Here is a 22600-nt window from a genome sequence, read left to right as displayed (position 1 = left end):
TGGGTTGGTTAGTGTTGGGGATTCGTTGGGGGAAGTGCTCCCCAAAGCATGTGTTTTTGCCGGTCTGAAATCCCAAACGCGCCCTGGTTATGGCGCTTTTGCTTGGAGGCGAGCGTTTCTTTTTTAACTGTGGAGGCGTTCGAAGTCCTTTCGGGGTTCGTCTGTTCTGGCTTCAAGGTGGTGGGCTGGGTCTTCAATGTGAACGCCCTTTGGGCTTCTGGCTGGGTTCCATGTTGACCAGTGGCAATGCTATTTCTCCATTGCCACATTTCCTTAGGAACGTCTTGCGGCTTAGGTTTGGGAAGTCGTCCGATGGATCCCTGTCGACAGGGATGAGAGGGCGCTGTTACTGAGCCATCAAAAAGAATGTCATGTTCATGGTTCTAACGTGCGTTCGGGTGTCAGGACGCAGGGGAGCCGAGGAAGAGTGGCAGGCGGGTTTCCGGTTCGGCTGCTCTGCGCGGAAGTCCCGGTTCATCAGGTTCGGCACGATATTGAAGGCGTGGTTGCTGTCGGTCGTTCTCTTGCATTTCATTGACCTTCCAACGCGGATGCCGTTCTTGTGCATCAGCCGACCTACGCGGCGGTTACCTATGTTCAGTCTCAGTTCTTTCAGTTCTTCGGTCATACGAGGCCGGCAGTAGCTTCCCAGGCTGAGACGAGACTGTTCGTTGATATGCGCCAGAACGACCATGTCGGTTCGCCGCCTTAGGCTGGCCGGGCGGCTGCGATAGGCGCGCGAACCACGTTCACTGACATCCAGCACAGCCCACATACGCTTGGTGCTGAAGGTATCAGTGTTCTCTTAGATGAACCGAAACCTCATTGCTTTTGGCCTGCGAAGAACTGCGTGGCGTTTGTCGGAGAAACGCCCCACTTGGGCCTTACCTGGCTCTCCTTACTGTAAGATTTCCCTCTTTCTGATCCTTGCCAGTCCTTCAGGATCCGTTTCGCGCGTCGAAGTCGTTCGTTCTCACGCGCAAGGTCAAGGTCCTTGTCATGCGCCACCTCAAGGTCACGATGTGGCGTCACCCATTTGTTGAGTATTGATAGGCCAACACCAAAGTCATCAGCCATCCGCTTACGCGTCAGCCCGCTGGTCGATGCTATCCGCACAGCATCTTGGCGAAATTGGTCCGTCCGTTTCAGTCCCGCTCGCCATCGCTCTCGAACCAGTGGCGCACAGTGCTCGCTTCGCCTCCTTTGCTGCAATAAATGGTAGCAAAGGAACGGCATCAAATCGCGACTGATCCAGCGCTAGACGACAAACCTCCAGCCATGATCGATTGGCTGAGAAAAGATCAAACCAAACCCGATCAGCAGGAGCAAAGAGTAACTGAAATTACGCCAAAACCTGTCCAAACAATGGGAATAGATCACAGTAGACGTCTCATTTGGTGAATGGATGCGGTTGACAGAGCAAGAATTTGAAGACCGCGATTTGAACCAGCCGGGGTTTCAAGTCGACCAAGGACTTTTGAAAATCCTTAGGGATGGCCGTGTGGAACCTGGCAAGGAAACGGGGTGGACCTGCTTTGACAAGGACGGGCCATTTCGGAATTCGCGCGATGAAATTTCGGGAAATCCTGGCGCGCACGTGCGGGCCTTTGGTCTAAATTCCCATTTTTTCGTGGTCGTTGTCGATTATGCGCCATCGTTTGCGAAGATTTAAGTTTTTGCTGGTAGGGTTTCTGTCGCGCCTTTGCCTGTTTTTAGAGCTGATATCTTTCCGCTGATACCAGGGTGGGGTGCTTCACATCGCCGCAAGTAAACCAAAGGTTTGCATTCGCCGCGATGACAAAGATGCGTTTCACTTTACAATTCGGGAGCCCTAACCCATGGCTACTATTTTCTACCGCGTTGGTGCCGGAGCTGAACAGTCAATTTTTGCAGATTACGGCCAAACTGTTAAAATTCAGGGAAGTGTCGGGCGGGACGTCACGTTTCGTGTCGCGATTGATCAGCAGACTGCGGTCTATGTCTCGCCTGTCAATGGTGGCACTTCTCTTGTTGTTCCTTTTTCCCCGCTGGGGCTTTCGCCGTTGTTATTGCTGGATGTGTCCAACCTCTCCACTCTATTTCAGGACGCCGCCGCCACCATTCCGGTGGTCGTGGATGGGGATCCGGTGGGCCATATTGCGGATCTGTCGGGCAACGGCTACCACCTGACCGCCAGCGGCGCGGACCGGCCCACATATCGCACCGATGGAACCCGTCATTGGCTGGAGGTTTCAGGCAGCAATATGTCTGTCGCGTCCCGGTTCGGTCTGGGAGCAAACCCGGCTCTTACTGTTGTTGCTGCGGTTACCACAAACGGGTCGTCCACAGATTATGAGGCCGTTTGGCAGATGGGGGATAACACCCCCATCGGTACGTTCATGGGGTCGGCTCGTGCGAGTGGTAACCTGATCGGCTTTCTGCACGCCAACGGCAACCTTCTCTTCAATCACAACGACCCGGGTGAGGACCGCGTGTTCGGGTGGCGCAGGCCAACCGGTGCGACGTATGACGAACAGGCTTTTTTTCAGGACGGCGTTCAGAAGTCACCGCAGTCGCGCACCAATGATTCAAATATCCCCGCTGATACTGGCGAGGCCTTTGAGCTATTCAGTAACTACAACGACGCGCAGCCCATGTCAGGGCGGCTTTACACGCTTGCCGTGTTCGGTAATGAACTGACGAATTCGCAGATGCTTGATATGGCTGTTTGGTCTGCAGAGCGCCAGGGGCGTACGCCAACGCAGCCGACACCGATCTACCCTGAACCCCGCATTCCCCGTGCTGTGGATTACGCAGCCACGACCGGTGTTATCTCGGATACCTTCCCGGCGCCTTGGGGGATGAAGGCTATCGACACCAGTGGCGACACAATCGTCGCTTTGTTTTCAATTGCAACGGTTTCCCCCGTATCTGAAATCCGTGTGCGTGGTGACGACGGTGTAGAATGGGAGACGTCCACAGTGTACACCGCAGCGGGTCGTAACTCTGTATTCTGGGCGCGGCGTATCGCTGGTGACACTTGGGCTGACAATGCATTCACGGTTTCAGGTGAGGTTGCGAGTGGCGATGCTCTGCCAGACACAAGCCAGATCGTAGTTATCCAGCAGTACTTTGTCGGTGACGTCGACGTGTACGAGTACGGATCGGCTACTGGCGGTGCGTCTACGCAGCTAACCATCCCCGCCACATCTTTGCCTTCCCCGCGAGACGCTACGCTTTTGGCGCTACACGGCAACGAGGCATCATCCAATCGGCAGACTGGCGTACCAGCTGGGTATTCGTACTACAGCTATGCAGAAACTGGGGCCACGGCATCTTCACAGACGCAAGCCACGCTCCACCTCATGGACGCCGCTGATATACTGGACGTGCCTGCGGTAACGTGGGGCGAAGCCGTCCCATATCCAGCGACCTTCGGGCTGGCTGTGTCTCGTAAGGACGTTCCGGTATCTCTGCATCAAGCGTCAGCAACAGACACTTACACGCAATTTTTGGCGCGCTCCCAGGAGCAGCCAACAGCGCAGATGTTCAAAGGCTATGGGCTGTCATATTCGATTGTGAGTGCTGATCAGGCGGGTGTGACCATCAACTCAGTCACGGGCGTCTTGACCATCCCGCTCTCCGATGTGGTCGAAGATCAGGACGTAGTTATCGCCGCAACTGATGGTGTGAACACGGTTCAAGCCACACGCACATACACAGTTCAGGAGGCAGGAGAGGGTACGTTTAATGTCGGTAACCCTGACACGTATCTGTCCCTGTCGTCCGCCTCGGAGATCGAAGTTCAGTATACCGCCGACGGTGTGGCGTTGGTGTCATCTGCCTCCCCGATCAGCGTGGTCGGGTCGTTCCCGGCTGAGACAACAGATGCAATCGGACGTTCCATGAATGGTACATCCCTGAATATTGGGAGAACGCCTGACCAACCCTGGGACCAGCGCGATACAGATCTTGCTCATGCCGATACTTTCAATGCTGGACTGCAGGTCACGTACCCTCAGTTGTTGGTGCCTAATGATGTATTGATCAAGGCGCGTCATGCTCCAGGTGTTTCGGCAAGCCGACAAGGCTTTGCACAGGAGTACGTGGGTGTACTTGTGGTTGACAGTCAACCAACATCGGTCAATGAGCTATTCGCTCCTGCACTGATCTTCTACACAGGTAAAACGGATTTCGTTTGTCCGGACGTAGATGTTTTCGGTATTGTGGCCGCTCTGCCTACGTACCCCAACGCCGGTCTGTCCCGACCGTCTGATAATTTCATAGCAAGCATGATCGAGTTTGGCCGGAGGTTGAACTTTGCAATTGGCAAGAACAGCCAGACGCGCGCGGACGGCTACTATGAAGCACAACAGCCTTACAGGTGGAACCCGCTGGCCAGCAGCAACTATGGGCGCTACATTCAGGAACTCATGAGTACCTATGCACTGTGCTTGCTGTCAGACGTCGTGACCACTGCGCAGAAGGAACAGATCGTTCGCAATATCCTGTCATTCGGGATCCAGATGGACCCGGTACAGGCATCGGGGTCGTATGTGTTCCCGGACGGAGGGCACCATCAGTTCCAGTTCATGGCGTCTACCTTGTCGCGGCACTGGCGCGGTCTGTCCATCGCAGACATCAGCACCTCAACCGCAGGCAATATATCTCAGGCGTTCCTGCACGATGCGACCACGCTCACTTGGTTTGAGAACCACACCAACGCAACGTTCCCATCATTTTCTCACAGACGGGCTGTTCATGGGATATCTGGCAACGTGATCACTCTTGAGCGCGTCGGCACGGATGGCAATAAGCTCCGATTTGAGGGGCTTCTTCTCACGGACGGTGTCAATGATGCTCGAATTGTGTCTCACAAGAACGACATTCCTTTAGGTGAGTTCGACGTGACCCTGGACGCCAATCCGTTCTCCCCCGGCGATACTGTCTGGATGAAGCCGGACGCCCTGCCGTCCATTGGCGATCCGGACTGGTGCATCGTGGCGGATCGCGAAGCTGGTGTGCGGAGCCTAAAGCCGACCCGATACTGCCCGTCACCCGAAACAAGTTATCGGGATCTCAACAAATGGGGCCCTCAGTTTGCGTTGTTGTTTGCTTTGGGTGCAGTACCTCCGAACTTTTCCGAGGCCGCTTCTTACCTGGAAGCTGTAAACGGAGCTGACGCGTATCCGTCTTGGCTTCCTGAGCAATACCGGTTCGCCAGCCACCACCCCTTGCTTGACGGCCAGCAATGGGCGCGCGATTTCTGGAATGCGCACTGGCCCACGATCAGCGTTTAAAGGGGGCTTTCTGAGAGGCAGTTTATGGATTCGGCCGCAAATGTATGGCCCCAGCGGAATCTGCTCAGGTTAAGCTGCTAATTTGAATGCCCCGACAGGCGTACGCATTGCAAGTGGCCTGCTGCCGATTTCGTGGACGGCAACTTGAGCTTTCATAGCTCACTCCTCGAATGTGATGGGGCTTAGATATCCGATGGTCGAGTGGCGGTTGTAGCAGCCTTCGATGTAGTCGAAGATATCTGCACGCGCCTGCTTTCTGGTTCGGGCCGCTTGCGTCGAACTCTCGCTCAAGCACGTTCGCAGCTATGATCGACCTCGTGCCTTGGTCTTTCAGTGGTTGTCGACGCTTGAGGCAGGCTCTGAAGTCCGCTTGCCGCATCAATTGCTCAACACAATACAGACCACAGGAATAGCCTTCTTCAAGAAGGTCACGCAAGACGCACCGGGCACCATAGGTTCGGCCTGATCGCAGAAAGCTTGCACGGATCGCCGCCGATAGTTCCTCATCGCGGAAAGGCCGGTCGCTTCGTGGTCTCCTCAGCCAGTCATTGAAGCCGCTTCTTGACACACCGAGCGCGTCACACATCCAACTTACCGGCCAGACCCCTCGGTGCTTCGCCACAAACACCCCGGCAGATATGTCATATTCGTCTCGGATGGTCTCCAGCACCTGGCGCTTGGTTGTGCCGATGATTGAAGCGTCTTCTTTGAGGTAGATGTCAATCGCGTCTTTGAGGGTCTTTCTTCGATTCTTTGAAACTGGTGGTCTGCCTTCTTTCAGCGCTTCCTCAATTTCCTTGATCCGCTTTTTCTTCCATGCTTGCGCAGTGGACTTTTTGTCGAAGGTGCGGTTGTCGCGAAAACGCTCGCCTTTTCTTTGTATGTCGATCTGTGCCAAATAGGCGGTGGTGCCGTCTGTGCGCGTTCGTTCGGTGATCGACATGTCCCAACATCTTTTTATGGAAGTCCCGACAATGTTGGGGTTGTGTCAGAATGAGCAGAACAGGCAAAAATAGGGCAAAAAAAACGAGATGCAACATATGCGTAACGAAGGTGATAACCACGAGATAACAACAGCTTGCAAGGCTAGTCGGTTAAGCGTGGCACCGATGATGGATTGGACTGACCGTTTTTGCCGCTACTTTCATCGTCTGCTAAGCCAGGAGGCGTTGCTCTATACGGAAATGGTGACGGCACCGGCTTTGGTGCGGGGCGGGGCATTGCATCTTTTGGATCATGCGCCCGAAGAACATCCGGTTGCCCTGCAACTGGGGGGCTCTGATCCGCAAGAGCTGGCAAAAGCTGCAAAACTGGGCGCGGACGCCGGGTATGATGAAATCAACCTGAACTGTGGTTGTCCCAGTGATCGCGTGCAATCCGGTGCGTTTGGGGCCGTTCTGATGCAAACCCCGGACTTGGTTGCGGATTGCGTTGCCTCAATGAAGGCCGAGGTTGGCGTCGAGGTTACGGTAAAATGCCGCATTGGTGTTGATGATCAGGAACCGCAGGAGGTTCTCCCGGAGTTTTTGGACAAGATCCGTGCGGCGGGGTGTACCCGCGTGACCATTCACGCACGCAAAGCCTGGTTGCAGGGTCTCAGCCCCAAGGAAAACCGTGATATTCCACCCTTGGACTATGATCTTGTGCACCAGATGAAGGTCGCGTTTTCGGACATGCATATCTCTCTGAACGGTGGGGTCGCAACATTGGGTGACGCCAGGACGCATCTGGATGCTGGGTTGGACGGTGTCATGGTCGGGCGTGCGGCCTACCACCAGCCCGGCGATATTCTCATGGGGGCGGATCAGGAGATTTTTGGCTCAGAAAGCGGGCGGACCGTTGAAGAAGCAGTTCTGGCCATGTTGCCGTTTATTGAGGATGAAATGTCCAGAGGGACCCGGCTCCATCAGATCACCCGCCATATGCTGGGCGCGTTTGCAGGACGTCCCGGCGCGCGCCAGTGGCGGCGTACTTTGTCCGAAGGGGCCCACCAAGCGGATGCGGGTCCCGATCTGGTTCTGAAGGCCCTTGATCACGTGCGGGCCCGCGCGGCCTGACGTTTCGTTACCAATACCGAATGGGTCCGCGTGGTGCTGGACTTTGCCGTCCAGAGGCGGGATGACTGTGCCAACAGGCAAGGAGAAACAGATGCCAGAGACGGGACTTTTGCTGGAAATGCTGGCGCTGCTGGTTGTGATTGGCGCATTGGGCGGCGTTCTGGCCGGCCTATTGGGCGTGGGCGGCGGTATCGTTCTGGTGCCCGCATTTTTCTATGCGTTTCAGACCCTTGGCTATGGTGGGGATCAGCTTATGCAGATCTGCCTCGCGACCTCGCTGGCAACGATTATTGTGACCTCCTTGCGGTCGGTCCATAGCCACAACAAAAAGGGGGCCGTCGACTGGCAGATCCTGCGCGGTTGGGGGCCGGGGATCGCAATTGGTGCTGTGGCAGGGGTTTTGGTGGCGACGTCGTTGCGGTCATCCACCTTGCAGTTGCTCTTTGGTGTGCTGGCTTTGGTGATCGGCCTTTACATGGCACTTGGACGCAGCCATTGGCGTCTGGGTGAGGAAATGCCAAAGGGAACCGGGCGCAGTGTCACGTCACCCGCCGTTGGGTTTCTATCGGTCCTTATGGGCATTGGCGGTGGCAGTTTTGGCGTGCCGCTTATGAGCCTGCATAATGTGCCCATTCACCGCGCCGTTGCAACGGCTGCGGGGTTCGGTGTTATCATTGCTCTGCCCTCGGCTTTTGGCTTTTTGCTGATGGACATTGCAGCCGAGAACCGGCCCCCCTTTACCGTGGGGGCGATCAACCTGCCGGCCTTTGGGGTTGTGATTGCAATGACATTACTGACAGCGCCATGGGGGGTCAAACTGGCCCATGCGATGGATCCCAAGCCGCTGAAACGCGTATTTGCGGTTTTTCTGATCCTTGTTGCCCTGAATATGCTGCGCAAGGCGATGGGGTTTTAATCCCTACCGTTTGAGCCGGGCAGCCCGTCCACCGCGCCGGTTTTTGGGCGCAGGTTCGCGCGACGGCAATTCAGCCATGATCCCACCGCGTTCTTCATTAGTCATCTTGGACCAGGCGGTAATTTCATCAATGGAGCGTGCGCAGCCCGTGCACAACCGCGTCTCAGGGTGGATCACACAGATATTGATACATGGGGACTGGATCTCGTCCCGCTTCCAAACCTGGTCACTCATCTTAGTTCCTATCCGGCTTTCAGGTGGCGCATCCGGTCCAGCGCCCCTTGCAGAATATAGGACGCCGCGACGTGGTCGATAACCTCCGCACGACGTCTGCGGCTTGTGTCCGCCTCCAACAGCGCTTTTTCCGCCGCCACAGTGGACAGGCGTTCATCCCAGAACCCGATTGGCAGTTCTGTGATCCGCGACAGATTGCGGGCAAAGGCGCGGGTGGATTGGCAGCGCGGCCCTTCGGTTCCGTCCATGTTGCGCGGCAGGCCCAGAAGGATGCCGCCCAGATCCCGATCCTTTACGATTTCCAGAAGGCGGGTACTGTCGATGCCGAATTTCTTGCGCCGAATGGTTTCCAGCGGCGTGGCAACTGCCCCAATTCGGTCGGAGACAGCAACGCCAATGGTTTTCTCTCCGAGATCCAATCCGGCAAGCCCGCTCATCGGGGGGAGGGCGGCAGCAAAGTCTTCAAAGGTGTCGTAGATCATTCGGAAATCAGCCCTGCTTGACGCGCCGCCTGGGTAATCATCGCAGCCTGCTCGGGCGCATCAGCAAAGCGCGATTGTGCCTCACCATAGATCTGATTGGCGCGCTCCACATCCCCCAAAACGGTCAGCGCTGTAATCAAGCGGGCCCATTCTCCGGCCGTGCCACCTTCGGTCGCCAAACGCTCGGACAGACCTTCAACCATGCCACGGATCATCTGTTGCTGCTCTTCGGGGGGCATCTCACTTGCGGCTTGCATCTGTTCAGCAGAAGGTCCGGGCAGGCTTGATGTCAGAAGGCTTGGATCCAGCTCCTGCCCGGCACGAAAGGCCATATCTGCGATCTGAGCGCGGATCGCTTCAATCCAGGGCGCGCCATCTGGGCCAGCAACCAAAGTGTCGCGCCAGACCTCAAATGCGATATCCGGCCGACCCGTCTGGCCCATCATCAGACCCCAGTAGTAGCGGGCGGTTCCATTGCGCGGATCCAGAGTCAGCGCCTGTTTCAAAACGTCTTCCGCCTCGGGTGAGACAAACCCGCTGGTTGCCAGGACCATCAGTTCGGCCTGTTCTGCATAATCCTCGGGCGTTACGTCGCCGTCTGAGAGTTCGATGAATTTTGCCTTTGCCTCATAGGCGGCTCGGAAATTGCCCAGCCGCGCTTCGTGTTGGGCCAGCAATGCCTGTCCGCGGCTGTCTGTTGGGCGGCTTGCCGCAGCTTCGCGCAGGCGTTCGACCAGATCAACATATTCCGGTTGCGGCTGCGGAAGATCAAAGGGTACGGCGGCTTCTTCCATTTCAGTTTGGGATGGCCGGTTTGCCGCAGTTTCCGCTGCCAGGGCAAGCCGGTTGTTCAAAGCAAGATCCGCATATCCCGGCGCGCCAAGTTTCAGGTACAACGCAAAAGTCCCCCCCAGAAGACCAACCGCTGTCAGCCCCGCAACAATTGTCGAACCAACCTTTGGCTGCGCAGACCCTTCCTTGTGTTTTTTCAACGCAGCATCTGCCGCCAGAATGCGACGTGACACTTCGGTGCGAATGCGCTCTGCGTCGTTGTCCTGGATGACGCCGCGCGCCAGGTCGCGGTCCACTTCTTTCAGTTGCTGACGATAAAGGCGCAGATCGTAGGCTGCCGCGGGTTCACCTGCGCTGCGGGCACGCAGGATGACCAGCAAGAATAAGACGCTGACAGACAGCGTAATGAGGGCGGTCACGATCCAAAAAGTCATAGGCTCTCCGATATTTGCGTCATGTCTACAGGGCAGAAGGTTCGGAAAAAACCCCTACGGCCTGCGGCGCGCTGTCATGTGTAGCAGTGAATGTCGCAAAGATGCACCAAAAGGACGAATAACGGCACAGACTTCGACCAAAGCATCGGCATACAGAGACCCAGTCACGAAGCACTGGATTCGCTCATGAAACGCTATTCAGCATTTGCCGTTGCGCGGGAAGCCCTGCGTTATCACTCCGGTTGGGAGCGCGCCTGGGCGTCCCCAGAACCCAAACGTCACTATGACGTGATCATCGTAGGCGCAGGCGGCCACGGCCTGGCCACAGCCTATTATCTTGGCAAGAACTTTGGAATCACCAATGTAGCGGTGATCGAAAAGGGCTGGCTCGGCGGTGGAAACACGGGCCGGAACACAACGATCATCCGTTCCAACTATCTGCAGGATCCCTCTGCCGCGATCTATGAAAAGGCGCGGTCCCTCTACGAGGACATGAGCCAGGATCTCAATTACAACGTGATGTTCTCGCCGCGCGGCGTCATTATGTTGGCCCAGACCGAGCATGAAGTAAGGGGCTACAAGCGTACGGCGCACGCCAATGCGCTGCAGGATGTGACCACCGAATGGATCAGCCCGGAACGGGTAAAAGAGCTGGTGCCGATCATCAACCTTGCGGGCCCGCGCTACCCGGTTCTTGGTGGCTTGTGGCAGGCCCGTGGCGGCACCGCGCGCCACGACGCAGTGGCCTGGGGCTATGCGCGCGCCTGTTCGGCAATGGGCATGGACATCATCCAGAAATGCGAAGTGACCGGTGTGCGCACCGAAGGCGGTCGCGTGGTTGGCGTCGACACCAGCAAAGGGGCGATCGACTGTGACAAGCTGGGCATGGTTGTCGCGGGCAATTGTTCCGACCTGTCGAACATGGCGGGGTTCCGCCTGCCGGTCGAAAGTGTTGCGCTTCAGGCCCTGGTGTCCGAGCCGATCAAACCCTGTATGGATGTGGTTGTGATGGCCAACACAGTCCACGGGTATATGTCGCAATCCGACAAAGGTGAGATGGTGATCGGCGGCGGAACCGACGGGTTCAACAATTACACCCAGCGCGGCTCTTTCCACCATATTGAAGAAACCGTCCGCGCGCTGATCGAAACCTTCCCAATGGTGTCCCGCCTTAAAATGCTGCGTCAATGGGGGGGGATTGTGGATGTCACCGGTGACCGTTCGCCGATTATCTCGTCGACGCCGGTCAAGAACTGTTTTGTGAACTGTGGTTGGGGTACTGGCGGCTTCAAGGCCATTCCAGGCTCTGGCTGGGCCATGGCACAGCTGATGGCCACAGGTCATTCCTATCTGGCGGAAGAGTTCACCATGACCCGCTTTAAAGAAGGCAAATTCATCGACGAAAGCGTCGCGGCAGGGGTGGCGCACTGATGACAACCTTCGCATTTCTCTTGTTGACGGAGCACGCGCCATGCTGATCCTTGAATGCCCTTATTGCGGCGTCAAAGCCGAAGAAACCGAACTCCATGCTGGCGGCGAAGCCCATCTGAAACGCTATGGCCCCGGCTCCTCGGATGAAGACTTCCATGACTACCTCTTTGTGCGTGAAAACCCAAAGGGTGTGCATTTCGAGCGCTGGCGGCATGTGAACGGCTGCGGCAAGTGGTTCCACGCGGCCCGCTGCACCACCACGCTGGAAGTCTTTGGAACGTATACCGCCCAGACCTCGGAACCGCCGCAAAAGATCCAGGACAAGATCTCGTCCAAACGGCCGGGTTGGGTCTGGCGGGAATTTTCCTGTGCCACGACCAAGGACGCGTCCTGATGTTTCACCTTTTCCCAAATACTTCCGCCGGAGGCTCCCGCGCTTTCGGTCTGCGAAAGGTCCGCTGACATGAGCTCCCGCATCGCAAAACAGGGTCGCCTGATCGACCGTTCCAAACAGATCGTCTTTACGTTCAATGGGCGCAGCATGCTGGGACACCCCGGCGACACGCTGGCCTCAGCCCTTTTGGCCAACGACCAGATGCTGGTCGGCCGCTCCTTCAAATATCACCGCCCGCGCGGCCTCGTGGCCTCTGGCTCCGAAGAGCCGAACGCGCTGGTGGGTTTGGGTTCCGGAGAACGGTTCGAGCCGAACCAGCGCGCCACCACCACTGAACTGTTCGAAGGTCTTGCGGCCCAGTCGCAAAACCACTGGCCAAGCCTCGAATTTGATGTGGGGATCCTGAACAGCAAACTGTTCTCGCGGTTCCTGACGGCCGGCTTCTATTACAAGATGTTCATCCATCCCAAACCGTTCTGGAAACACATCTACGAGCCATTCATCCGTCAATCCGCAGGTCTGGGCAAGGCGCCGGACAAGGAACTGGTGGACGCTGATACCTACGAACATTTCTACTTCTTTGCCGATGTCGTTATTGTCGGTGGCGGCGTGGCGGGTCTTCAGGCTGCAAAAACCGCAGCTGCGTCGGGCGCCAAGGTTCTCGTTATGGAACAAAACGCCCATTGGGGCGGTCGCGCTCCGGTGGACGGCGGTATCATCGACGGAATGGACGCCGAGGCCTGGGTCGCCAAAACCCTCGATGAGCTGCGCGCGATGGAAAACGTCACCCTGCGCGACCGGATGATGGGGGCAGGGGTCTATGACCACGGCTACCTTCTGGGGTACGAGCGCGTGGCAGATCATGACCCGTCCAAGGGGGGACCGCGTCACCGTCTGTGGCGGATCCGGACCAAACAGATTGTCACCGCAACCGGAGCCATTGAGCGGCCACTGTCCTTTGCTGGCAATGATGTTCCAGGTGTCATGCTCGCCTCGGCCATGCGCGATTATGTGGTGAACTGGGGAGTCACTCCGGGTAAGCGTGTGATTGTCGCAACCAATAACGATGACGCCTATCGCACCGCGTTGATCCTGCAACAGGCGGGTGTGGAGATTGCCTGTATCGTCGATGCACGCCGCCTTGGTGGCGGTGCCCTGGCCGAAGAGGCCCGTGCCGCAGGTATCCGCGTTGAAGATGGCCGCGCCATTGCCAAGGTGGCCGATGGCAAACGCGTCACCAAAGTTTCCATCTGTCTGCAGGATGGCGACGGTCAGTCGATCGAAGAGATCGAGGCAGATGCCGTTGCCATGTCCGGCGGCTGGTCTCCGGTTGTGCATCTGTGGTCCCATTGCGGAGGAAAGCTGACATGGGACAACACTCAGGCTCATTTCCGCCCAGATCCGGACCGTGCGCCCACGTCCCATGATGGCAAACCGTTTGTGATCACCGCAGGTTCGGCCTCGGGCCCGATGCGGCTGGCCTCGGTGCTGGAAAACGCTGCAGCCGCAGGGGCACAGGCGGCCGAAGGCGCAGGTCGTCCGGCGTGCACGCCTGAACCTTCTGTGGCAAATGATGTCGAAGAGACGCCGATGGAGCCTGTCTGGCTGATGCCAGCCAACGCCGACATCCAGCACCGGATGAAATCCTGGCTCGACTATCAAAACGATGTCAAAGTCTCGGATGTTCAGCTGGCCGCCCGCGAAGGTTTTGAAAGCGTGGAACATACCAAGCGGTACACAACCCTTGGCATGGCAACGGATCAAGGCAAACTGAGTAACATCAACGGTTTGGCGATCCTTGCTGACAGTCTTGGGGCGGAGATTCCGCAGGTGGGCACCACCACCTTCCGTCCGCCGTATCACCCGATTTCCATGGGGGCTATTGGTGGCGAAGCGCGTGGCGAAATCTTCCAGCCGCTGCGCAAAACTCCGATGTATGCCTGGCATGACAAGAACGGTGCCGATTGGGAACCTGTCGGGCATTGGCGTCGCCCCTTCACCTATATCCGGCCCGGTGAGAGCAAACATGACGCGGTGAACCGCGAGGTAAAGAACACCCGCGAGAACCTTGGCCTTCTGGACGCATCGACGCTGGGTAAGCTGGTCGTCAAAGGACCGGATGCGGGCAAATTCCTGGACCTGATGTATACCAACATGATGTCCAACCTGAAGATCGGCAAATGTCGATATGGTCTGATGTGTTCGGAAAACGGTTTTCTGTCGGACGATGGCGTTGTCGCCCGCATAGACGATGACACTTGGCTGTGCCACACAACCACCGGCGGCGCGGATCGCATCCACGCACATATGGAAGAATGGCTCCAGACCGAATGGTGGGACATGAAAGTGTTCGTGGCCAATGTCACCGAGCAATATGCCCAGATTGCGGTTGTTGGCCCCAACGCCCGCAAAGTGTTGGAAAAGCTCGGCGGCATGGATGTCTCCAAAGAAGCGCTGCCCTTTATGGAGTGGCGTGACGGAGAGATCGGTGGCTTTAAGGCACGGGCCTATCGCATCTCGTTCTCGGGTGAACTGTCATATGAAATCGCGGTTGCGGCCTCCGAAGGGCAAGCCTTCTGGGATGCTCTGATGGAGGCGGGCAAAGAATTCGGAGTGATGCCTTATGGCACCGAATGCCTGCATATCCTACGGGCCGAGAAGGGCTTTATCATGATCGGGGACGAAACCGATGGCACCGTGATCCCGCAGGATCTGGGGCTGCATTGGGCGCTGTCCAAGAAGAAAGAGGACTATATCGGCAAACGTGCCCATTCCCGTTCGCATATGGCTGATCCGGATCGCTGGCAGCTGGTAGGCCTTGAAACCGTGGATGGGTCCGTTCTGCCGGATGGGGCCTATGCCGTAGGGCAGGGTGTCAACGGCAATGGTCAGAAAAACACCATCGGTCGTGTGACCTCGACCTATTTCTCAGCCAACCTGAACCGCGGTATTGCGATGGGGCTTGTGAAGCACGGCCCCAAACGGATGGGAGAGGTGATCTCCTTCCCGGGAACCGATGGCAAAATTTACGAAGCGAAGATCGTCGATCCGGTATTCTACGATAAAGACGGGGAGAAGCAGAATGTCTAAGGCAGTCAGCGTGTTGAATGGCGCAACCTTTTCGGGTCTCGCTGAGGTCAAGGATGCAGGTCTGGTTGGTATGATGACGCTTCGGGGGGATCTGTCCTCCAAGCAGGTGATCAAAGCGGTACAGGACGCAACAGGCTGTGCGATCCCCGAGGTGCGCAAAACGTCAGTTTCAGAAGGGACCACGGTTGCGTGGATGTCCCCGGATGAGCTGCTGATTGTAACCGCATACGAAGGCATCGACGATAGGGTGGCCGAGCTGTCAGCTGCCCTCACCGGCGAACATGCTCTGGTGGTAAACGTCTCTGATGCACGTGCGTGTTTTTCCCTTTCAGGGGCAGGCGCACGTGAAGTTCTGGGCAAGGTCGCACCCGTAGATTTTGCAGCGGATCAGTTTGTTGCAGGCGATTTCCGTCGCACACGTCTTGCACAAGTTGCGGCTGCCTTTTGGTTGGACGGTGCGGGCGTGTTCCATATCGTCTGCTTCCGGTCGGTTGGACAGTATGTTTTTGACCTGTTGAAAGTCGCCGGCAACGCACAAGCCAAGGTTGGCGTGTATTGAGCCGTCGGGCACATCCGTAAAGGATGTGCCCAGCCAGACGCTGAAAATCATCCGTCCTGCGGCTTTTTGCCTTCACAAAAAAGAGAGAACGTCCTATTTTTACGGGCGTTTTTTTGTTTTAAACAGCGATAAGTTGATTGGAAGGATAGATTTGTGAAATTTCTAAGACCCCTTACGCTTGCTGCGTTCTGCACGATGTTTATGGCCGCTTCGCAGGCCTCCGCCCTTGAATATTTTTGTACTTTCAAGAACCCAAGCAGTCGGAAGTCAATTCCCGAACAGGTTCTGGTGAAGGTTTCCCCCGATGGCAAATCCGCCGAGATTGTTGATCCGTTTCTGTTGCACTTCAAACAAGCGCCACTGAAAGCAAAGTCGTTTTCTGACAATTCAAACCTGATGAAGGTGAAATGGCACCTCTCTGCAGATACGGGGGGGGCATGGATCAAATTCGACTATTTTCTTCTTTATCGCAAAGCGCGTGGAAAAGCGTCGATCAGTTTGACGCCGCACGGGTATGACAACACCGAAAGCGGTACAGGAAGCTGCGAGGTTCGCAGCTGAACACAATCAGGATCAGCCGGGTGAACTCTCCTCGGCCCCTTAGTTGGTCCTATGGTTGACCACGATGCAAACCTCGGCCTGTCTCAGCTTTTGGGCAGGCCGATTTTCGTTGTGTTAGCTTTGCCTGGATTGCAAACCTCTGGGGATTGAAAACAAAACGCTCGGGAAATCTGTAATTCATCTCAGCTCAGGCTTGACCTGCGGGGCGGCTGCGATCATCTATCATCCCAGAAACGCAACTTTTTTGACAGGGGGCCACCATGGCATTCGAACTTCCCGATCTTCCTTACGCTCACGACGCGCTGGCTGACAAAGGCATGTCCGCAGAGACGCTGGAATACCACCACGACCTGCACCACAAAGCCTATGTCGATAACGGCAACAAGCTGATCGCGGGCACCGAGTGGGACGGCAAGACCCTCGAAGAGATCATCGTGGGCACCTATGACAAAGCTGCTGTTGCGCAAAACGGTATCTTCAACAACATCTCCCAGCTGTGGAACCACAACCAGTTCTGGGAAATGATGGGCCCTGGCGCATCTGCAATGCCGGGTGAGCTGGAAAAAGCAATCGTTGAGAGCTTTGGTTCTGTTGACGAGTTCAAATCCCAGTTCTCTGCAGCGGGCGCTGGTCAGTTCGGCTCTGGCTGGGCGTGGCTGGTCAAAGACACCGATGGTGGCCTGAAAGTGACCAAGACCGAAAATGGCGTGAACCCGCTGTGCTTTGGTCAAACTGCACTGCTGGGCTGCGATGTTTGGGAGCACTCCTACTACATCGACTTCCGGAACAAGCGTCCGGCCTACCTGACCAACTTCCTGGACAATCTGGTCAACTGGGAGAACGTGGCATCTCGCCTGTAATCGGGAGAGCCGCGTGATCTCGCGACGCGCAGTATTGAAAGGTCTGCTGGGAACTGTCCTGGCGGGCCTTTTTTCCGCCGCCTATGGATTTTTTATTGAACCCGCCTTGCGGTTGAGGGTGAAACGATGGCGCGTGACGCGCAAGGACTGGTCTGCGGAACCGCTCAAGATAGCGATTCTCAGCGATTTGCATTTGGGCGAACCCTATGTTGGTCCCCGTCGGTTGCGCCAATTGGTGCGTCGCACAAATGCAATCAAGCCGGATCTGATTGTTCTGCTGGGAGATTATGCGCCTGCACACCGTTTCATTTCGAAACGGGTTCCTATTGAGGACGCGGCGGATATTCTTTCGGATCTGGAGGCCCCTCAGGGGGTGTTCGCAATTCTTGGGAATCATGATTGGTGGGATGATCACGCGGCCCAGCGCCGTCGGGGCGGTCCCAATATCTATGGCCAGGCGCTTGAGGCTGTGGGAATCCCGGTGCTTTCTAACAAGGCGCTGAAAAAAGAAGGGTATTGGCTAGCCGGGCTGGAGGACCAGATGGCATTTGGCTGGCGGGCCGGGCCGCGTCGGGGCCTGGACGACCTGCCTGGAACGCTTGCGCAGATGGAAGGCGATGATGCGCCCTGTATCCTGCTTGCGCATGAGCCGGATATCTTTCATGAGGTGCCGCCCCGTGTTGGATTGACACTGTCCGGGCATACCCATGGGGGGCAGGTCCGTATCTTTGGCTGGGCGCCCATTGTCCCCTCGCGCTACGGGAATACGCTGGCCTATGGGCATGTGCGCCAGGGCGGGCGAGATCTTGTTGTATCTGGGGGCATTGGGTGTTCCATACTTCCTGTCCGGTTCGGCGTTGTGCCTGAAATCACAGTTGTGGAGCTGTCCGGGGAAGACCTCGCGACCTGACCGTTTTATAAGGTTTCAAAGCGCGCGTTTTACGGTTTCCTTTAAACTGGTGTTCAGCCAAGGATCTCCGCCGCTGCCTTGCGCAATGTCTCTGTGACCAGCGACAGCCCTTGTATTTCTGTGGCGTCTCTGCGGGCAAGCAATGCGATATCACGGTCTGCATTTGCCGCATGCAGGGGGCGCAGGGTCACTTCGCTTCGATGCATCGCATGAAGGCGCGCGAACAGATCCGGCAGGATGGCCACACCCGCACCAGAGGCCGCCATAAGCAGGAGAGAATCCATACTTGTGCCCTCATATTCATCGGAGACCACGCCACCTGTTTCGGCGGCCAGAGCATATACGATGCGAGAGATCCTGTGGCTTTGGTCGAGGGTCAGCAGCAGTTTTTGGTGCAGATCTGATGCACAGGCCGGGGCTTGGGTGTCCGCAAGCGGGTCGTCGCTGGCCACGGCGATCCAAAGTCGCTCATTGAACAGACGGTTCTGCGCGGTGTTCGGGTGGTCCTCCGGGGTAGAAATTATGAGGTCAAACCGCCCGGATTTCAGTCCTTCTTCCAAGTCTTTGGTGTTTTCTTCGCGGACCAGAACGCGCAGCCCCGGTTCGAGCCTGTGTAATTCGCGCACAGCCTGTGGCAACAGATAGGGCCCGATGGACGGCAGAACGCCCAAACGCAACCGGCCCGCAAAGGGCAGATCAGATGCCATGGCGGTGCGCAGGTCCTGAACCTCTCGTAGGATTTTCTGCGCCCGTTCAACAAAATCCGCGCCTTTGGCCGTCAGCTGAACACCTCCGCGATTGCGCTCAAACAGGCGTACACCCAGCTCAGCCTCAACCGCAGCGATTTGGGACGAGAGGCTCGGCTGGCTGACGTTCAGGACCTCGGCCGCGATGTTGAAGCGTCCCAGACGGTGGACCGTCACAACATATTCCAACTGGCGTAATGTTGGCCGCATTTGCATAGCCTCAAACTGTCTAAATATTAGAAAGATAATATTGGGAATATGGATCAGGACAAGGCATCTCCGCTGAAAATCAAATTGTGGAGGCGAAATGCCCGGAATAATCGACACGCTTGCAGGCAACCTGCTGGTGCCAACTATCTTGTTCTTTGCTCTGGGGCTTGCGGCAGCGTTTCTGCGCAGTGATCTGTCCATCCCCGAGGGGGCAGCAAAGTTCATGTCTCTTTATCTGCTGCTTGCGATTGGATTTAAGGGAGGCAGCAACCTCGCGGATCAGGGTGTTGATCTTCATCTATTTCTGACATTGCTCGCCGGTGTCTGCTTGTCCTTTGCCATACCATTTGTCGCCTTTGGTTTGTTGCGTGTGATGACGCGGCTGGATCCGCTGAATGCGGCAGCGGTGGCCGGGCACTACGGATCCATTTCAATTGTGACCTTTGTCACGGCGACCAGCCTTCTGGAACTGGTTGGCCTGACCTATGACGGGTTTATGGTGGCCGTTGCCGCAGCGATGGAAGTTCCAGCAATCATATCGGCCCTTTGGCTGGCGTCGCGTGGCACCGGTTCTGCGCAATCTGATGGTGCGCTGTGGCGGGATCTGTTGGCCAATGGGTCAATTGTTCTCTTGACCGGGGCCTTTGCAATCGGCGCGGTCACTGGCGGAAAAGGCATGGAGATGATTGCGCCGTTCATCGTGACGCCCTTTACCGGGATCCTGTGTCTGTTCCTTTTGGACATGGGGCTAAATGCCGGTCGCAGCCTTCTGAAAAACCGCCATATGCTGTCCTGCGGCCTGTTTGCCTTTGGCCTGCTGATGCCAATTATCGGCGCACTTATGGCCTTTGGGGCGGGGCAGGCATTGGGGCTGATGCCAGGCAGCTTGTTCCTGTTGATGGTATTGTCGGCCTCGGCGTCATACATTGCGGTGCCTGCGGCGATGAAGATCGCTTTGCCTCAGGCTGAGGCCGGTATCTACCTGACGATGTCACTGGGGGTTTCGTTTCCGTTCAACATCACCGTGGGCCTTCCTCTTTACCTGTGGCTGGCCACTTTGTGAGGCTTTCTGGCGGCCTACGAGGTCAGGGCCGCCAATACGTCCTCTACGGTATCGGCCCAAATAAGGGCATCGCGCACATCTGAACCGGCAAATTCCTGATCGATCACATGGTCGATCAGGCTCCGCAATGGCTCCCAATACCCGTCCGTGTTCAACAGAAGAATGGGTTTGTTGTGCAGCCCAAGCTGACGCCAGGTGATCGCCTCGAACAGCTCGTCCAGTGATCCCATGCCACCGGGCAACACCACCACGGCATCGGCATTATACAGCATAACTTTTTTGCGCTCGTGCATGGTTTCGGTGACCACATAGGTGGTCAGATCCGATTTCCCGACCTCACGTTTGACCAGATGTTCAGGGATCACCCCAAACACATCGCCCCCGGCCTCCATGGCTGCGCGGGCCACGGTTCCCATCAAGCCGACGTCGCCTGCGCCATAAACAAGGCGCAGCCCCTGGGCAGCCAATCCGCGCCCAAGCGCCGTGGCTGCCGATTCGTAGCTTTTGCTTGCTCCAAAACGGGAGCCACAATACACACATACGGAATAAATTGTCATTCGGCGGATCTTTGCTGTTGGTGTTAGAAGAAAGACGGCGCGCTTGGATCACTGATAACGAGTCCCGGTCTGCTGCTCAATAAGAAGCGGGGGAATACCCCGTTTGAAGGAAGGAATACCATGGCGGGAACATCTGGTTTAGGGAGCGTGGGGGCGCTCACGATTGGAGGGGTTGCGGCAACTGTTGTGATTGTCGGTGGCGTTGTGCTGATGCAATTGGGTGTGTTTACGGGCAACGGCGCGCCGCAGCCACCGCAGGAGATCACGCAGCCCGCCAACGCGCCAGAGCCAACCGCCGATAGGGAAGCAGGAGCGGTTGAGGCTCAGGCCAAAGCTCCAGTGACAGACAAAACCGTCGAAGTGGTCGCCGCGGATCCCGAACCCAAACCGGATGCGGCCGAAGTGCCTCAGGTTTCCTCCGACAATGAGACTGTGGATGACGCAAGGTCTGTGGAAACGCCGGAACCACCAATCCCGGCCCCGGTCGAGGGGGCGCAGGAAGAGGCGTCGGTTATTCCCGAAGACGGTGTTGAAACCGCCAAACCGGATCCTGCCGACGTGGCCACTACCGCGCCGGTTGCCGCTCTGCCCGCGCCCGAGATTGACGTGATCCGATTTGATACCGATGGCGCCGGTTTGATTGCCGGTAAGGCACCCGCCGGCGCGCGGGTTCTTATCCTTTTGGATGGGGCGGTGATCGAGGATCTTTCGGTGCCGACCAGTGGGGAATTTGTCTCGTTTCCGGTTGTCGAACCTGCGGGTATCCCGCGTGTTGTGACGATTCAGGCGCTTGATGGTACGGAAACTGTGACGTCTGATGTCAGCTTTATTCTGGCGCCGACAACCGCGATTGCATCGGCAGAAGCTCCTGCGGACCTCGGTAAACCCGTGCAAGATACGCCTCCGGTCGCTGATAAAGACCTTGGTGAGATCGAATTGGCGGTACCAGAATTCCCAGCCCCTGCGGATGAACCTGTGTCGGAGGAGTTGGCCCAGGTTGTGCAGGCTGAACGCGATGCACAGCCGGAACCCCAAAATGTGCCAGTAACCCAAACAGAGGGTAGTTTGGCTGGTTCAACTGGATCCGAACCAGCTCAGGCCACCACTGCAGCCCCGTCGACGTCAGCGGCAGCTACGCCTCAAGCAGAAGGTGCAGCGAAGGATGTGGGAATAGAAACTGCAGGTGCAACAAATGATCAGCCCCAGCTCGCGAATACTCAACCTGCAGCAATTGTTCAAAGTCAGGTTGCCGCGCCTGTAGCACCTGTGCAGGATGTGCCGACCAAACCGCTTGCGGCTGTATCCGGTGCCGCGCAGACGGAAGCGGATCGGGTTGCGCTTTTGCAAACGAATCCCAAGGCCGATGCGCCCGTTTCCCCGCAGACAGAGGAGCCCGCTGCGACAGAGGTTGACCCCGCTCCCAAGCCAAGCCCAACTGGCATCGCAGTGTTGCGTGCGGGACCGGATGGGATCGAAGTTGTTCAGTCTGCTGTGCCAACGTCTCCCGAACTGGCGGACAAAGTGGCGCTGGACGCGATCAGCTATACTCAGAACGGTGATGTGGTGCTGGACGGGCGCGCACGACCTGCGGCATTGGTACGTGTCTATATCGACAACAGCCCGGTTGCGGACATCGGCGCGGATGTGAATGGCCGTTGGCGCATTCGGTTAGATGATGTTGCTCCTGGTATCTATACCCTTCGTCTGGATGAAATCGATCCGCTGGAAGGCAAAGTTCTGAGCCGACTGGAAACTCCGTTTAAACGCGAAGCACCAGACGTTTTGACCCAGCCAGCGGCGGAAGCGGGACAGCCTGAGTTTGACACGTCCGTAAGGGTGATCACCGTACAAAAAGGCGATTCCTTATGGGCGATTTCTCAGGATCGTTACGGAGACGGTTTCCTGTTCGTCAAAGTCTTTGAGGCCAACAGGAATTCGATTAGAAATCCGGACCTGATCTATCCGGGGCAGGTCTTTACCTTGCCTGAATAAATCAAATGCTTAGATAGGTTTAAGACGCGCTCA

The 22600-nt window shown here is 56.8% G+C and carries 18 protein-coding genes and 3 pseudogenes; 12 read left to right on the top strand and 9 right to left on the bottom strand.

Features of this window, described 5'->3' with window-relative positions:
- Positions 1–193 precede the first annotated feature (193 nt).
- Both ACXAEW_RS16840 and ACXAEW_RS16835 read right to left on the bottom strand, forming a co-directional pair.
- Complete coding sequence (locus ACXAEW_RS16840) at positions 194–334, bottom strand: hypothetical protein (protein ID WP_474943056.1); 141 nt, start codon at positions 332–334, stop codon at positions 194–196.
- A gap of 105 nt (positions 335–439) precedes the next feature.
- A pseudogene (locus ACXAEW_RS16835) lies at positions 440–1176 on the bottom strand (transposase family protein); the annotation flags it as partial.
- Between the two features lie 662 nt (positions 1177–1838).
- On the opposite strand from ACXAEW_RS16835, the gene ACXAEW_RS16830 reads away from it, so the two are divergent.
- Positions 1839–5279, top strand: coding sequence for a hypothetical protein (locus ACXAEW_RS16830; protein ID WP_474942424.1), 3441 nt, complete (start codon positions 1839–1841; stop codon positions 5277–5279).
- A gap of 159 nt (positions 5280–5438) precedes the next feature.
- Here the strand turns inward: ACXAEW_RS16830 and ACXAEW_RS16825 are convergent.
- Together ACXAEW_RS16825 and ACXAEW_RS16820 are read right to left on the bottom strand one after the other, a co-directional pair.
- Positions 5439–5543 (bottom strand): annotated as a pseudogene (locus ACXAEW_RS16825) (IS3 family transposase); the annotation flags it as partial.
- Positions 5533–5904: pseudogene (locus ACXAEW_RS16820) on the bottom strand (IS3 family transposase); the annotation flags it as partial. The pseudogenes ACXAEW_RS16825 and ACXAEW_RS16820, both read right to left, overlap by 11 nt.
- A gap of 415 nt (positions 5905–6319) precedes the next feature.
- On the opposite strand from ACXAEW_RS16820, the gene dusA reads away from it, so the two are divergent.
- Positions 6320–7336 carry a tRNA dihydrouridine(20/20a) synthase DusA gene (dusA, locus tag ACXAEW_RS16815; RefSeq protein WP_474942423.1) on the top strand — a complete coding sequence of 339 codons (1017 nt, stop codon included), beginning with the start codon at positions 6320–6322 and terminating at the stop codon, positions 7334–7336.
- A 91-nt stretch (positions 7337–7427) separates the two neighbouring features.
- Positions 7428–8252, top strand: coding sequence for a sulfite exporter TauE/SafE family protein (locus ACXAEW_RS16810; RefSeq protein WP_474942422.1), 825 nt, complete (start codon positions 7428–7430; stop codon positions 8250–8252).
- Between the two features lie 3 nt (positions 8253–8255).
- Here the strand turns inward: ACXAEW_RS16810 and ACXAEW_RS16805 are convergent, their stop codons facing one another.
- Genes ACXAEW_RS16805 through ccmI form a run of 3 tightly spaced genes read right to left on the bottom strand, consistent with a single transcriptional unit; the run spans position 8256 to position 10194 of the window.
- Positions 8256–8486 (bottom strand): DUF1289 domain-containing protein, encoded by a 231-nt coding sequence (locus ACXAEW_RS16805; RefSeq protein WP_474942421.1) that lies wholly within the window; start codon positions 8484–8486, stop codon positions 8256–8258.
- An 8-nt stretch (positions 8487–8494) separates the two neighbouring features.
- A complete protein-coding gene (ruvX, locus tag ACXAEW_RS16800) occupies positions 8495–8968 on the bottom strand; it encodes a Holliday junction resolvase RuvX (RefSeq protein WP_474942420.1) in 474 nt (157 codons plus the stop codon).
- Positions 8965–10194, bottom strand: a complete 1230-nt coding sequence (gene ccmI / locus ACXAEW_RS16795) for a c-type cytochrome biogenesis protein CcmI (RefSeq protein ID WP_474942419.1) — start codon at positions 10192–10194, stop codon at positions 8965–8967. The genes ruvX and ccmI overlap by 4 nt, the downstream gene beginning before the upstream one ends.
- 186 nt (positions 10195–10380) lie before the next feature.
- On the opposite strand from ccmI, the gene ACXAEW_RS16790 reads away from it, so the two are divergent.
- The 7 genes from ACXAEW_RS16790 (at position 10381) to ACXAEW_RS16760 (ending at position 17999) form a co-directional block, all read left to right on the top strand.
- Positions 10381–11625, top strand: coding sequence for a sarcosine oxidase subunit beta family protein (locus ACXAEW_RS16790; protein WP_474942418.1), 1245 nt, complete (start codon positions 10381–10383; stop codon positions 11623–11625).
- A gap of 40 nt (positions 11626–11665) precedes the next feature.
- Entirely contained in the window at positions 11666–12019 is a 354-nt protein-coding gene (locus ACXAEW_RS16785; protein ID WP_474942417.1) for a sarcosine oxidase subunit delta, read from the top strand.
- A 69-nt stretch (positions 12020–12088) separates the two neighbouring features.
- Positions 12089–15109, top strand: a complete 3021-nt coding sequence (locus ACXAEW_RS16780; RefSeq protein WP_474942416.1) for a sarcosine oxidase subunit alpha family protein — start codon at positions 12089–12091, stop codon at positions 15107–15109.
- Complete coding sequence (locus ACXAEW_RS16775; RefSeq protein WP_474942415.1) at positions 15102–15668, top strand: sarcosine oxidase subunit gamma; 567 nt, start codon at positions 15102–15104, stop codon at positions 15666–15668. Before ACXAEW_RS16780 ends, ACXAEW_RS16775 begins: the two co-directional genes overlap by 8 nt.
- Before the next feature lie 153 nt (positions 15669–15821).
- Positions 15822–16229 (top strand): hypothetical protein, encoded by a 408-nt coding sequence (locus ACXAEW_RS16770; protein ID WP_474942414.1) that lies wholly within the window; start codon positions 15822–15824, stop codon positions 16227–16229.
- Between the two features lie 260 nt (positions 16230–16489).
- Positions 16490–17089 carry a superoxide dismutase gene (locus ACXAEW_RS16765; protein ID WP_474942413.1) on the top strand — a complete coding sequence of 200 codons (600 nt, stop codon included), beginning with the start codon at positions 16490–16492 and terminating at the stop codon, positions 17087–17089.
- A gap of 13 nt (positions 17090–17102) precedes the next feature.
- Complete coding sequence (locus tag ACXAEW_RS16760) at positions 17103–17999, top strand: metallophosphoesterase (RefSeq protein WP_474942412.1); 897 nt, start codon at positions 17103–17105, stop codon at positions 17997–17999.
- Positions 18000–18052: 53 nt separating this feature from the next.
- Here the strand turns inward: ACXAEW_RS16760 and ACXAEW_RS16755 are convergent, their stop codons facing one another.
- Positions 18053–18955, bottom strand: a complete 903-nt coding sequence (locus ACXAEW_RS16755; protein ID WP_474942411.1) for a LysR family transcriptional regulator — start codon at positions 18953–18955, stop codon at positions 18053–18055.
- 97 nt (positions 18956–19052) lie between these two features.
- Here ACXAEW_RS16755 and ACXAEW_RS16750 point away from each other — a divergent pair, with 97 nt between their 5' ends.
- Entirely contained in the window at positions 19053–20018 is a 966-nt protein-coding gene (locus ACXAEW_RS16750; RefSeq protein ID WP_474942410.1) for a sodium-dependent bicarbonate transport family permease, read from the top strand.
- A gap of 14 nt (positions 20019–20032) precedes the next feature.
- Here ACXAEW_RS16750 and ACXAEW_RS16745 read toward each other — a convergent pair whose 3' ends face one another.
- Positions 20033–20575, bottom strand: coding sequence for an LOG family protein (locus ACXAEW_RS16745; RefSeq protein WP_474942409.1), 543 nt, complete (start codon positions 20573–20575; stop codon positions 20033–20035).
- Positions 20576–20695: 120 nt separating this feature from the next.
- Here ACXAEW_RS16745 and ACXAEW_RS16740 point away from each other — a divergent pair, with 120 nt between their 5' ends.
- Positions 20696–22567 carry a LysM peptidoglycan-binding domain-containing protein gene (locus ACXAEW_RS16740; RefSeq protein ID WP_474942408.1) on the top strand — a complete coding sequence of 624 codons (1872 nt, stop codon included), beginning with the start codon at positions 20696–20698 and terminating at the stop codon, positions 22565–22567.
- The last annotated feature ends 33 nt before the right edge of the window (positions 22568–22600 follow it).

The organism is Epibacterium sp. ABZ3_068 (assembly GCF_056159265.1).
The sequence above is the reverse complement of the archived record's forward strand: the minus strand, read 5'-3'. Positions and strand labels throughout refer to the sequence as shown.